Source organism: Candidatus Nanosynbacter lyticus (assembly GCF_030253515.1).
GTDB classification, from domain to species: Bacteria; Patescibacteriota; Saccharimonadia; order Saccharimonadales; family Saccharimonadaceae; genus Nanosynbacter; species Nanosynbacter lyticus_A.
The window spans coordinates 810,341-823,929 of record NZ_CP124549.1; the positions used below are offsets into that span (position 1 = coordinate 810,341).

The window sequence follows — 13,589 nt, forward strand, 5'->3', positions numbered from 1 at the left end:
ATAGACTAAAGCAATCACCTAAACTATAATAGCGTCATGAAACCACTTTTATCCATCATCGTCACCGCCCACCACGAAGGCCTCGTTGCCCACAAAACTATGCGCTCCATTGAGCGTGCTGTTAGTCTGCTTTGTGATAGCGATATTTCCTACGAAATAATTGTATCAATCGACCGCGGTGATGAAGAAACTATTCGCTACTTCAGTAATTATACCGCCCTGCCGATCACTATACATCAATGGGATCATGGTGACCTCGCTCAGTCTCGCAATAGCGCAATCACCAGGGCACATGGTCGTTTTATCGCATTTATCGATGCCGACGATTTGATGAGTGCCAACTGGCTCCGTGACGGTGTACAGTTTTTAACGGCCCACTCCTATGGTAAATATGTTGCTCATAGTGCATACACTGTTGAGTTTGAGGGGGCAAACGCCATCGTCGAAAAAGTTGGCTACACTAATAAAGACCGCGACACTCTATTGAGCGTACTCTCGGGACGATGGAACTCGGTCATTATTGCACCAAGTACTTTACTTCGCCAATTCCCATATACACCAAATAGCCCCGGATATGGCTACGAGGATTGGTTTATGAGCTGTCAGTTCATCCAGCATGGTGTGAAAAATGTCCTCATTCCGGAAACCGCTATCTTTGTTCGCCGTAAGGCCACTGGCTCGGAATGGGCACGCCAAAAAACTAGCCGCTCAGTGCTCCACGCCCACCCATTATTCAGCCCATCACACTTTCGTACCATTAAACTTGACTCGGTCGCCACGCCCGCCTCGGAGCAGCGACGTCAAACGAAAAACACCATCAAAGAACTATTAATTCGTTCTCGCATTCCACTAGGATTGGTTAAGCGGCCGCTCGCAATCATCCGACGCGGACGCAATGTGCTCAAAAAAAAGAAATCGACACCGGCGACCGAGGTGCTGCCAGCGTGGCTTGATGCTGAATGGCGAGCCTTGCATCATATTGAAAAACTAATTTTTCCACCAGATCCATTGCCGACAGTATACCACACAATTACCGATGATCATTACCGAGTTGGCTTGGCGTACTGGCAAATATGTCGTGATTTACGAAACGACACCTATGATTATGTGCTGTTCGTACCGTGGCTCAAGCGTGGCGGGGCTGATCTATTTGCTCTTAACTACGCCAACACCGCTGCGTCACTCGGCAAGAAAGTTTTGGTTATTGCCACAAATGAAGTTGATGCTAATTACTCAGAGTGGCGACCACGACTTAACATCGACGTAGATTTCGTGCCGTTTGGGACAATTACTCGATTTTTCCCAATGGAACAAAAATATAGGTTACTAGAGCAACTGATCGAAAATATCCACGTGCCGGTGCTCCATATCCTCAATTCAGAGCTAGCCTATGATTTTGTGCGAGATCACGCAGTGTATATCAAGGCCACCGGTAAAAAAGTTATTGCTACGTCCTATAGCCAAAGCACTGATGAAACTGGACGAGTGTTTGGGTTTTCACACAGTCATCTGCCGCAAATTTATCACCTGCTCACTGAGATAACCACTGATAATGAGGCTGTCAAGTCGATGTGGGTTAATGAATATGCTTATGACGCGGATGCAATTACCGTTCACCATCAACCACTTGATAGCAGCACGTACACACCGATAGCAAAGCTGGCTGGTCAAAGGCGTATTCTTTGGGCGTCCCGCCTATCACCAGAGAAATTACCTCAATTAGTCGCAGCCATTGCTGATTTGTTGCCAGGTGATGTCCATATTGATATGTACGGTGACGCATCGAGCGAGTTTCCCACCCATAAACTACCGTCACATCCACGGGTTCATTACCGCGGCGGCTTTAACGGTATACCGTCACTACCTGTTGATAACTATGACGTCTTTCTCTATACATCGCTCTTTGACGGCATGCCAAATACGCCAATCGAGATAGCCCTGTGCGGATTGCCGCTCGTGGCAGCGCGAGTTGGTGGAGTAGCGGACTTTGTTGGTACATATGGACAGATTGTTGATGATATCACCAATCCAAAAGCCTACGCTGAAGCGTTAACTGTTGTCCTGGACAATCCCAAGACAGCGTTTGCTAACGCCCAATCTCTACGAAAGCAGGCGCTACGTGATTTTTCACAAAAAAGGTTTTTGACAGAAGTTAGGCGTATGCTTAAGCGATAATTGTCCGTCCTACTCGCGCACCCTCATCTCACCCTTCACCACCTCATTACCAGTCTCAAGCGGTGGAGCGGCATATTCGTGCCACGTACGGCCGTCAAAGGTGGAGAAGTAGGCGCGGTAGACACCAACTGGGAAGGGACGAGTGGTCTTGAATTCTTGTTCTTGACCAGGTTGAATGGTGGTTGGTTGGAGGCAGCCGAGATCATAGTTTGCTCCATGTTGGTTGCGCATAATGAGACAGGTGCGGTTAGTGGTGGTGATGGGTTGGCTGGCAAAGTTCTTGATCTTAAAGGCGGTAGTGACTGGCTCGCCAGCACGTGGGGTGGAGCTGGAGAAAGTGATGCCCTGGGTGAGAGTGGGGTTGGGGAGAATGGTGAATGATAAGCTAGTTACCTCCTTGCCAGTCAACCCCGGTAGCGCCACCCCTTCGTGCCAGCGACTACCATCGTATAGCGCAAAGAAGGCTCTATACGTGCCCGGTTTGTCAAAAGGACGACTTAGCAAAAACTGCACACTACCATTTGGAGCAATTCCCTTTGTCGATTGACAGCCAAGGTCATGGTTCTCGCCACGTGGACCCCGAACAATGTAGCACAAGCGCTGATCAGTCTGTGACACCGCCGAACTAAGATTACGCAGGGTGAACGAGCCGGTCAGCTTGTCACCAGCACGCGCTCGCGCTGGCGTTATCGATAATCCCTGTGACATAACGACATCTTGCAGCACCCTCATCTCACCCTTCACCACCTCATTACCAGTCTCAAGCGGTGGAGCGGCATATTCGTGCCACGTACGGCCGTCAAAGGTGGAGAAGTAGGCGCGGTAGACACCAACTGGGAAGGGACGAGTGGTCTTGAATTCTTGTTCTTGACCAGGTTGAATGGTGGTTGGTTGGAGGCAGCCGAGATCATAGTTTGCTCCATGTTGGTTGCGCATAATGAGACAGGTGCGGTTAGTGGTGGTGATGGGTTGGCTGGCAAAGTTCTTGATCTTAAAGGCGGTAGTGACTGGCTCGCCAGCACGTGGGGTGGAGCTGGAGAAAGTGATGCCCTGGGTGAGAGTGGGGTTGGGGAGAATGGTGAATTGCGCCCGGTTACCAGCACTAGCTGGTGTTGGCACTGGATACTGCGCCTCGGTCCAGGTTACCCCCTTGTCAAGAGTGCCACTAATTCGCACCTTGTATAGACCACTTTCTCGCGGAATAAACTCTTGGTCATAGGTATGAGTCGCACCCGGCGCAAGGTTATTAACCGTATCAAAACGAGCATCAGCATTTCGTCCGCTCGGACTGGTAATTGCCGCGCCAAAATAACCGAGGTCGATTGGCTTCGGACTATTGTTTCTAACCGTGAAGCGGATCCGTGTTGATTGCCCGACGTGGGTTCGTTGATTCTGAATAGTCACCGGAGAGGTGACGGTCGGTGCTGTCTGCACGAACGCCGATACTTCACGACTATGGCCCGAGGCTGATTCTGGATAATTATTACTCCAGCCACTGCCGTCTCGGTAATTTGTGATCCAGAACTTATAATCCTCCTCTTTCGTCAACCTGGTTGTCGCTCGATAGGTGTACGTCTGCCACGGCTCAAGAACAACCCGCTGACTGCCAAAATCGTGGTTATTCCACTTACTGTCGCGGGCAGCTATCGCCATAGTGCCTAGATCGCGGCGCTGATTTGTGGCGTTACGGATAGTGAATGATGCCGTGATTGTCATATCTGTAAATAGTTTTGATCCAGTGCCCTCCGTTCTCACCGACAGTGGTGATTCAATTCGTATAGAATTCAGCGGCGAACCAAACCATTCATTAAAGAAGCGCCAAAAATTACGATTGCCATACGCGCCGCAGTGAGCTGTCCCTGGATATGAATTGAGTGCACCTTGATTTGGTTGATATGGGGTGTAGTTATACAAATTAGCTGTTGCTTGATTCTCGATATACACCCATGAGCCGCCGCAGGCTGCGTTTGTGTTATACTGGATATAGTTTGATCGGCCAGCCTTATAGCGATACTCACCCGGCCGATTAGTATACAACCGGAATTGACGCGCTGCCATCCGCAATTGATTGTACATGCCAGCATACTCATTTGAACAATTCGCTGTATTACCTGGTCCGCTGTCCGGACAAGCAAAGCCCATGGCGTACTTATACTGACTCTTGAGTGGCCAGACATCAGTAAATAACGACCCCTGTTCTTTCTTTAGTGTCACCAGCATTACTTGTGGATTAATGCCAAATTCTTTTGATACATTCCAAATAATATTGGCCACCGACAGGCCGCCAGCAAACCAGCCGCCTCCTTTCTCAAACGAGGTCTCTTTCGTACTTGGATTTTCATGATAATCACGCAGGCAGGCATACGGTGGGCCGTGCCAACCGCGTTTAGCTGCATATTGCGCTCGCGTACCTCCGCCATACTCGGATGGCCCAGTTCCCCACGTATCGCAGGCTGGCGTATGACTGTTGATAAAGTTTTGGATGTCTTGAACACTTGAAAATGTATTGGTGTCATAAAAAACATTGTCATCAATAATTCGTCCAGGACTCCATGGTGACAACGCTCCTGTTTTTGGCCAGAAGACAACCCCTAGACCAACAACACCAACGACGATCAGTGTATACCCGACACGCTTTAGCCAAGATAACTTCACACGCTGCAACCGAATCATCGTAGCCCCTCCTTGCGGAACGACGGCCCATTTGTAGATTCTCCAATATATGCACTCGATGAGTAAGTGACTTTAATTGACATGTCAGTGCCCGATGGTAATTCTGACAGCGGAATCTCGGCCATCCGACAATTCGTTGAACTTGGCCCAGCGGATGCGCCAGTTTGGCGCGAAACTTGACCATCAGACCAGTAGACCGTGAAGGTACAGCTGCCACCATTTTCGACAATAGCGTTAACGCCACCATCAATCTGTAGACGCTGTCCGTCGCCACTGAGGCCGTAGCCGCTCACAATCGGCGTTACTGCTCGTTTTGAACCGCGTTGCTCGCCAGGACCGGCTGGCTTATCGGAGCTTCGACCATCGCGCTCTTCTGGCTTCGTCTTACTGTCGTCAACTTTCTTATTGCCGTCTTTGTTGCTGTTATTTTCCTTTGCTCGGGACGAATTAGCATCATCCTTGGCCCGCTCTGTTTGTTGTGGCCGCGTTATCGCATAAACAACCGCCGCAATAGCAATCACGACAATCGCACTTACTAAACTAATTATTACAATCTTGGTCCTCTTTGGCGATGTTTGTTTAACTCGCATAGCGTTGTTTCCCCTGTTTTATCCTATCAGCTTAAGCATAACAGTTAATCGTTGGGTTTTCAATATTTTTGCCAATAAAGATGCTATAATATCCCGTATGAATGCACAGAAATCCCAAGTTAAACCACCATTGGTGTCAATTATTACCGCCACCTATAATGACGAAACATACATTGAGTCCTCAATTCGCTCCGTGCTGTCACAGGATTTTACTGATTTCGAATACCTTATTATTAATGATGGCTCAACCGATAATACAAAAAAAATCGTTCAGCGCCTTCAAAAAGAAGATAGCCGCATTCGCCTCATTAATCAAAAAAATAGCGGCCTCGTGGCTTCACTCAACCGCGGCATTACCGAAGCGCATGGCACTTACATCGCTCGCATTGATGGCGACGATGAATGGTTGCCGCACAAGCTCAGGACTCAAGTCACTATGCTAGAGAAAAACAAAAACCTAGTTCTGGTTGGCGGTGGCGCAGAGATCATGAATCAAGATAGCGTGCCGACTGGTTTTATTTTTAATGTTGCTCGCAATGAAGATATTAGACTCGGTCTTTGCATTTTTAATCAATTCTGCCATTCATCGGTCATTTATCGCCGCCAGGCGGCACTTGACGCTGGTCTTTACCCTGACACCTGTCCAGCCGAGGATTATGACCTGTTTAGTAAATTTGCCGAACACGGTGAACTTGCCAACGTACCTTACCCCGTTTTTCGCTATCGCATCAGTGACGGCAGTATCTCGGCTAAACGCCGCGATGAGCAAAATCGTCTCGCTAAAAGGTTTTCGCTTCGCAACTGGGATATCGTTCAACCGACGGTCACTAGTCGTGCCGACATCAAACGTGCTTTCGCCTATTATCTCAAAAATCCAATTAACCATGATTTTGGAATTAGCCACAAGCACGCCTACACGTTTGTACTAATGCGCATTGGTTATCGTATGCTTCAAAAGGGACAGGTTGGTAAGGGGCTCCGTCAGCTTTGGAACGTGGCATCAACCGGGCGCACTGCCGCCAAGATCGTTGTTAAGTGGGGACTTGATACCATTAAGATTAAACTACGACCATCACGCCAAAAAACAAAATCAGCTGCTCAATAGCACAGTGATAACCGGTTTATCGTCAAACCATTAGCTGACTATCCTTTTCTATTTGTGATCGTGGTGCCACTGCCGCGGAATCAATGTCAATCCTCCAAACGACTGCCCGACCACCGAAAAGTCTTTCGTGATAGTAAATTCCTCGGCACGATAGGCAACGTCATATTTTACCGACCCATCATGATTGAGGAGATTAACATCAACATAGTACGACCCCGGACCCAAGTTTGCTTCGATATCGAGTGTCAGTTTTTTGTCTTTCGGTAGCTCAGCGAATCCCTCACGATTAGTAATAAAATTCGATATTAAATCACTGTCCTTGCGATACAAATCAACCATGATTGCTCGCGTCTTATCATGATGCCAAGCGATATCAAACGAGATGGTTTCGCCAACCTTAAAGCTACGCTGCTTTTTACCTGTCGTGCCGCGGATCGTAATATCAACATTTTCACCAGTATATTGCCGATTTCTATCAATACTTGCGTCAATCACTGCTTGGTTAAGCCGACTATACTCATCAGCCACCTGTACTGGGTTTCCCTCTTTAATGATCTTGCCATCCTGAATTAGCACAGCACGATTACAAAACTTCTTGACTGTTTCCATATCATGTGTCACCAGGACAACTGTTTGTCCACTGGCCTTATACTGCTCAAATATGTCGATACACTTGCGCTGAAATGCCTCATCACCGACAGCCAACACTTCATCGAAAATCATAATATCATTACGCGCCTTAATTGCTACCGAAAACGCCAACCGCACCTGCATACCCGACGAATAATTTTTCAGCTTCTGATCCATGAACGGTTCAAGTTCAGCAAAGGCAACAATCTCATCATACATTGCCTCCATCTCTTTACGGGTAAACCCGAGTAGCGCTCCGTTCAAAAAAACATTATCTCGACCAGACAGCTCTGGGTTGAAGCCGACACCCAGTTCAATAAATGGTGTCAGCTTACCATGTAGCTGAATACTGCCGCTCGTCGGTTGATACACACCAGCGAGAATTTTAAGCATGGTACTTTTTCCTGAGCCGTTCCGACCAACAACCCCGAAAAAGTCACCCTGATCAATAGTAAAACTAACCCCGTCTAGCACTTTTTGGACGGTCTTTTTATTTCGTTTAATAATGTTAACAAAAGCATGCTTAATGCTTGAGTTCTTGGTCTGCGGCAGCACAAATTCTTTATGTATATCCTTGATTATAATCGCCGGCTTTGCCATCTAAATATCCTCCGCAAATGAACGTTGCTTACGCTGGAAATGCCACCACCCTAGCCCAAACAGCCCAAGGGTTATCGCGATCGGGATGAACCATAGTAACGGGTTGTGAAACGTCTGCCAAATCGTTTGAGAGGCTGAATTATTGGGCATGAGTACATGCCGAGCATCCTGAATAATTTGTGTGACTGGGTTTAAAAACGCCACCTTCTGGATAACTGCAGGCATATAGATGATGGCAAAGATGATACCACTGGCATAGAACCCAGCCTGCAACAAAATCTCCCAGATATACGCGATATCACGAAACGTTACGTAGAGTGCCGAGAGTAGCAGAGATAGGCCAATTGATAGCAAAAATAACTGGGCAACTATTGGGATTAACAACAACCATAACAAGGTTGGCATCAAACCACTCAGTAGCGCAAAAATTATCACCACAACCATCCCGAGACCAAGGTTGATCAGCGCCGAGACAGAACTAGCAACCACCAGGAGGTGTCTCGGGATTGCTACTTTACGAATTAGTTGCCCATTTTCCACTACCGAACGAGTACCTACCATCGTTGCCTCAGAGAAAAAATTCCATAGCACGACGCCAACTAATAACCAGACGCCAAAATATTCAATCCCTTTACTGCCCTGTGGGAACGCATAGGTAAACAATACATATAAAATGCCGAATATGAACAGCGGCTTCAGAAGCGACCACACATACCCGAGGGCAGAGTTTTGATAACGAACCTTAAAGTCCGTGCTAACCATTGCGCGCAAAATTGCCCGATTTTTTTCATTACCAAAGAGATGTTTCACCCCCCGATTATACCAAATTACACCAAAAAGATATATACTTGTAAAATGAATCCGTTGCGAGTTGTTATCGTACGAAATGCCGCACCCTATGATTTTGGCGGCGGTGAGCGATTTCCGGTGTTCTTAGCCCGAGAACTACGAGAGCTGGGCCATTTGCCGCTTATTTTTAGTCACCACGCAACGCTCTGTGACTACGCTAAGCACGAACGGTTGACTTACCACCACTCTTGGTGGTGGTCTCGACAAAACTGGAGCGGCTGGCGGGTTGTATTAATACCACTATATGTACTCTGGCAGCTACTACTCACTTTGTATTATATTGTCCAATTTCATCGCCACAAAGCTGACGTTGTTCACCTGCAGAGTAAGGATGATTTTATTGCTGGGTCAATTGCCGGTAAGCTTATCGGTGCTCGCGTTATCTGGACCGACCACGCTGACCTCAAGCATGTCTGGAAACAGCTCGGCGTATGGTATAAAAACCCGACTGGTAAGTTGGTTGCCTGGGCGGCACGCTTTGCCGACGCAATTACCCTCGTTAGCCAGAGTGAATGCCGTCTCGTTTCTGATAATCTGCCGTCAACCTCACCAATTCATCGTAAATTAACCGTTATCTATAATGGTGTCAACGACCAGAAGCCACCACACGCACCCATCAAAAGCCGCCTGTTCACGTTCTGTATTGCCGGCCGTCTGGTTGTTGATAAGGGAATTAGTGAAGCAATCGCTGCATTCAAACGACTTCACGCTACACATCACAACACGCGCCTCATTCTGATCGGTGACGGACCAGATCGTTCACGGTTTGAGAAACAAGCCAAAGGGTTACCGGTCACTTTTCGCGGCCACCAAACAGACCCCCTCCCTGAAGTTGCCACCGCTGACGTATATCTTCATCCAACATACCACGAGGGGTTTAGTGTTTCACTCGTTGAGGCCAGTATGCTCCAGCTACCAATTATCGCCACTGACGTTGGCGGCAATCCAGAGATTATTCATCATAACAAGACCGGCCTCCTCGTCCCTGCAAAAGATTCAACAGCACTGCATCGCGCCATGGAGCAGCTATATTCTAACCCCAAGCTTCGCGTACGTCTAGCCGCCGCTGCCCGCCGTCAATATCTCGCCTCGTTTGTTTTTCATACCATTGTCAAAACACAATTTATTCCTTTGTATGAAAACGGTTTATAATATACCTATGAAGATTCGTATAGAAACCGCCGCCCTCACCGCTCCCAATATATCTGGCGTTGGTCATTACACCCGCATGTTGACTAATAGCCTGGCTCGTTATTCACCGCCGGGAACTGAGGTTTCAGCGTTTTATTTCAATTTTCTGAGCAAACATCAAGATCCCATATTAGACGGCTCAGTTAAGCATGAAAAACACACGCTCATGCCGCAGCGGCTATTTGCCAAGCTCCAGAGTTACGGTCTACCGCTACCGTACGACCTGCTGTCTTCACCTGTCGACGTCGCTATTTTTCCAAATTTTGACCGCTGGACAACCAGTAAAGCAACCATCACCGCCGTCGTCATTCATGACCTCGGCTATCTTTATTTTCCCGAAACGATCGAGCGGCGCAATTTGGCCCACTTACGCCGCCGAGTGGCTCATGCAGCCCGAACAGCGGATCTCATTATCACTGTCTCGGAGTCGGTCAAGTCAGAAATCATCGCCGAATACGGCGTGCCAGCTTCAAAAATTATCGTCACACCAATACCAGCCGACTCAATTTATTCTCAGCCGGGCGTAATTGACGTCGCCACCAAGTATAACCTACCAACCAAGCGGTATATCTTTTCGATCGGTAACCTCGAGCCGCGCAAGGATTTACCGACAATGATTGCTGCTTTTCGGGCCCTGCCAGAAAAAGTCAGAAAGCAATATTCATTGGTACTGGCTGGCGGTAAGGGTTGGAAGACCGACGCGACTGAGCGTGCCATTGCTGAAGCTCAGGCTGCGGGTGAACACGTCATCCGTCCGGGTTATATCCCTCAAGAAGATGTACCCTCATGTTATCAGCAAGCAGACCTTTTTTGCATGAGCTCCATTTACGAAGGATTCGGCATGCCGATTGTTGAGGCGCTGACTAGCGGTACGCCGGTTGTTGCCTCCGATATTCCTGTACTCCGCGAGGCTGGTGGAAATGCGGTTCTTTACGCTCAGCCTAAAAATCCCGACGACTTCATGAAAAAAATGCTCTCTATCATCGCTGACCCGCAAAAAGCACGCCTTGATATGAAAACTGCGGTTCAGGCTCATCTCAATACTATTTCCTGGCAGAATAATACCGATCGCCTCATCGCTGCTTTCAAGGAGGCCATTGCCGCTAAAAAACATCGCACCAACTAGGGTTTATGGGTTATACTTATCATTATGGCTCGTTTCAAACACTACATCACCAACCACGCCACCAAACTTCGCTACCTCCTTATCGGTACCATTAATACCGCCATTGATTTTGGTATATTGTTTATGCTAACTTGGCTTATTAGCACACCAAAAGAATTAGCTAACATCATCTCAACCACCATCGCCTTTAGCTTTAGCTTTGTTGCTAATCGATCGTTCACCTTTCGCTCACGCACCGGTAATGTTCGTCGCCAGCTACTCCTCTTTACCCTCGTCACCCTGTTTGGTCTCTGGGTAATCCAGACTATCATTATTGCGCTACTCGCGCCAATTTTCATTAGCTTTAATTTCAGTCAGCCAGTAGCACTGTTTATTAGCAAGCTCATCGCCACCGTCGCCAGCCTCATCTGGAACTACCTGCTCTATACCAACGTTGTTTTCAAAGATTAAGAGCTCTTCTGCGAGATTACTAAGTGCCGTGCACGGCCCTCGCCCTCAGAGTGGGTCTCAATATCGCTATAGTCGCTCGCCACGTGATGCACCACCCAGCGATCGGCCGAATTTAGTTCAATAATTTTCGTCTCGCCCGTCCGCCGCACTTCTTTGATCCAGCCGCGCGCCTTGTCAGCAATCTTTTCGGCATGCTGCTTCTTATAATCAGCGATATCAACATTCACTCGCACCAGCGCCGCCTGACGGTTACGCAAAATTGCTGACACCACCGCCTGTAAACTCCGCAGTGTCTCCGCATTCCGCCCGATCAGCAAGCTATTGCGCTCACTCGACGGCACAACAGCCTTGATAACATCGTCTTCAACGCTAACATCGATATCCAGATTGAGATCAAAGAACGCCAGAAAGTCCTCCAGATATTTCTTGACAAATTCAATGGTCGCGATTTGATCCATACATCCTCCTTAGTCTTTCGCTTTTATCCGCGTGATGTTCGCCTCAGTCGCTGTGGCCGCTCGTTGCGAAGCGGCTTTTGATTTTTTTGCTGATGCGGCAGACTTGCTCGTAGATTTTGGCGAACGCTTTTCGCCGGCAATTTGTTGCATTTCCGTGCCGTCTTGCTTGAGAATAATGGCGTTTTGGATATAAGCAGCGATGTTTGAGGTTGCCATGTAGAGCGCCAGTGCCCCTGGCAAACTGATCATAATAAGGAACATAAACACCGGCATAACCTTCATCATTTTGCGCGTGACAATGGCGTTAACCTCAGTTTGGTCAGCGTTCTTACCCTCGCCCGCCTCCATCAGCACATCACGCAACCGCTTCTTGTTGTCCGAACTTGGCGACATCTGCTTTGATAATAAATATTGCAAAACAGCGGCTACCAAGGCAAGGATGAGCAACCCAATTGATACACCACTTGATGATAACGCCTGCTTCGTCAGGTCCATCAGCCCCAAGAAATTCTGGTTAAAGTGATCTGGATTGGCGATCAAGTGCTTGACCGGCCCCCACTGCTCCATTACGTCGTATGTGTACTTGGCGAGCTCTGAGCGCTGCAGTACGAATATCTGCACCACACGGTAAATCGCGATCAGTACTGGCAGCTGGATAAGGAGTACTAGGATAGAGCTCATCGGCTTGATGTTATGCTTTTTATACACATCCATCATCGCCATCGCCCGCATCTGTGGATTATTCTTATATTTTTTGTTCAGCTTGGCAAGTTCGGGCTGTATCTTACGCATCGCTTTGGCTTGATGGAGCTGCTTCTTAACCAGCGGCCACAACAGAAAACGCACAATTATTGTAAACAGTACAACGCTAACCCCAAAGTCACCGCCTGGAATTAGCGCATAAATTGCCATCAGCAAGTTAAAAATTGGTTGCACAATAACCACATCAAACATGTTCATGTCCTCATTATACCAGAGGTGGCGCTATTTATACAGCCCCGCCTGTGAAAAGAGTTGTTTTACTGCCGTCCTTAGGTCGCTATGTGGCATCACCAGCACCTCCGGCGAAAACACCATAATAACAACATCAAACCCGCCCCGAATATGTGGTAACTCGAGTCGGATAATTTCGTAAATTCGGCGACGTACGCGGTTGCGTTTGACGGCGGATTTAAGCACCTTTTTACTAATCACTACCGAAAACCGACCATGGCGACGGCGCGGATTGGCAATATATTTCATGGTGAGCTGCGATGAGCGAATTGCCCGCCCGCGCGCATAGACGTAGCGCAGACTACCATGACCATGAAATCGGTTGACGTGACGTAACATAAGTCCAGTATAGCAAAATCCCGCCCTGTTAGGCGAGGCGGGAGTTTGCGTTCTAGATAGCGATTTTAGCGCGACCCTTGAGGCGACGACGCTTCAGAACAGCGCGGCCAGCCTTGGTCGAAACACGAGCTCGAAAACCGTGCGTCTTGGCGCGATGTCGCTTGTGTGGTTGAAATGTTCGCTTTGGCATATCGTCATTTAGTGTAGCCTTTTTTGACATTTTTTGCAAGCCATGGATAAACTTTCCACCGTTTCTGCTGTTTTTTCCACATATTTATCAGAGGTGGTTCATTGCTGTGGAAAAATCACCTCGAGAGTCCCTGAATTTTATGATGGCGCCTGTGCTTGTGGAAAAGTCTGATTTTTTGCTATAGTAGGGTTATCAACGTAGTTCCGAGGGGGAAGGTATT

The 13,589-nt window shown here is 48.0% G+C and carries 13 protein-coding genes; 5 read left to right on the forward strand and 8 right to left on the reverse strand.

From position 1 onward, the window contains the following. Positions 1-36 precede the first annotated feature (36 nt). Positions 37-2,175 (forward strand): glycosyltransferase, encoded by a 2,139-nt coding sequence (locus NLML1_RS04360; protein WP_285441560.1) that lies wholly within the window; start codon positions 37-39, stop codon positions 2,173-2,175. A 9-nt stretch (positions 2,176-2,184) separates the two neighbouring features. Here the strand turns inward: NLML1_RS04360 and NLML1_RS04365 are convergent, their stop codons facing one another. Beyond that, on the reverse strand, positions 2,185-4,848 hold the full coding sequence (locus tag NLML1_RS04365) for a COG1470 family protein (RefSeq protein WP_285441561.1): 2,664 nt from the start codon (positions 4,846-4,848) through the stop codon (positions 2,185-2,187). Beyond that, on the reverse strand, positions 4,845-5,438 hold the full coding sequence (locus NLML1_RS04370) for a hypothetical protein (RefSeq protein WP_285441562.1): 594 nt from the start codon (positions 5,436-5,438) through the stop codon (positions 4,845-4,847). Before NLML1_RS04370 ends, NLML1_RS04365 begins: the two co-directional genes overlap by 4 nt. Before the next feature lie 97 nt (positions 5,439-5,535). Here NLML1_RS04370 and NLML1_RS04375 point away from each other — a divergent pair, with 97 nt between their 5' ends. Further along, complete coding sequence (locus NLML1_RS04375) at positions 5,536-6,543, forward strand: glycosyltransferase family 2 protein (protein ID WP_285441563.1); 1,008 nt, start codon at positions 5,536-5,538, stop codon at positions 6,541-6,543. Between the two features lie 48 nt (positions 6,544-6,591). Here the strand turns inward: NLML1_RS04375 and NLML1_RS04380 are convergent, their stop codons facing one another. After that, on the reverse strand, positions 6,592-7,773 hold the full coding sequence (locus NLML1_RS04380) for an ABC transporter ATP-binding protein (RefSeq protein WP_285441564.1): 1,182 nt from the start codon (positions 7,771-7,773) through the stop codon (positions 6,592-6,594). After that, a complete protein-coding gene (locus NLML1_RS04385; RefSeq protein ID WP_285441565.1) occupies positions 7,774-8,583 on the reverse strand; it encodes an ABC transporter permease in 810 nt (269 codons plus the stop codon). Between the two features lie 45 nt (positions 8,584-8,628). On the opposite strand from NLML1_RS04385, the gene NLML1_RS04390 reads away from it, so the two are divergent. The 3 genes from NLML1_RS04390 to NLML1_RS04400 are packed head-to-tail and all read left to right on the forward strand — an operon-like array spanning position 8,629 to position 11,389. Beyond that, positions 8,629-9,774, forward strand: a complete 1,146-nt coding sequence (locus tag NLML1_RS04390; RefSeq protein ID WP_285441566.1) for a glycosyltransferase family 4 protein — start codon at positions 8,629-8,631, stop codon at positions 9,772-9,774. A 7-nt stretch (positions 9,775-9,781) separates the two neighbouring features. Continuing rightward, the gene (locus tag NLML1_RS04395; protein ID WP_285441567.1) at positions 9,782-10,939 is read left to right on the forward strand and encodes a glycosyltransferase family 4 protein; all 1,158 of its coding nucleotides are present in this window, start codon (positions 9,782-9,784) and stop codon (positions 10,937-10,939) included. A 24-nt stretch (positions 10,940-10,963) separates the two neighbouring features. Next, entirely contained in the window at positions 10,964-11,389 is a 426-nt protein-coding gene (locus tag NLML1_RS04400; RefSeq protein WP_285441568.1) for a GtrA family protein, read from the forward strand. Here NLML1_RS04400 and NLML1_RS04405 read toward each other — a convergent pair. Genes NLML1_RS04405 through rpmH form a run of 4 tightly spaced genes read right to left on the reverse strand, consistent with a single transcriptional unit; the run spans position 11,386 to position 13,369 of the window. Next, positions 11,386-11,847 carry a Jag family protein gene (locus NLML1_RS04405; RefSeq protein WP_285441569.1) on the reverse strand — a complete coding sequence of 154 codons (462 nt, stop codon included), beginning with the start codon at positions 11,845-11,847 and terminating at the stop codon, positions 11,386-11,388. The two genes, NLML1_RS04400 and NLML1_RS04405, sit on opposite strands and share 4 nt — an antisense overlap. Positions 11,848-11,856: 9 nt before the next feature. Next, positions 11,857-12,807, reverse strand: a complete 951-nt coding sequence (locus tag NLML1_RS04410) for a YidC/Oxa1 family membrane protein insertase (RefSeq protein ID WP_171278083.1) — start codon at positions 12,805-12,807, stop codon at positions 11,857-11,859. A gap of 24 nt (positions 12,808-12,831) precedes the next feature. Further along, on the reverse strand, positions 12,832-13,179 hold the full coding sequence (rnpA, locus tag NLML1_RS04415; protein WP_171272317.1) for a ribonuclease P protein component: 348 nt from the start codon (positions 13,177-13,179) through the stop codon (positions 12,832-12,834). Between the two features lie 52 nt (positions 13,180-13,231). Continuing rightward, positions 13,232-13,369 (reverse strand): 50S ribosomal protein L34, encoded by a 138-nt coding sequence (gene rpmH, locus NLML1_RS04420; protein WP_138077873.1) that lies wholly within the window; start codon positions 13,367-13,369, stop codon positions 13,232-13,234. Between the last annotated feature and the right edge of the window lie 220 nt (positions 13,370-13,589).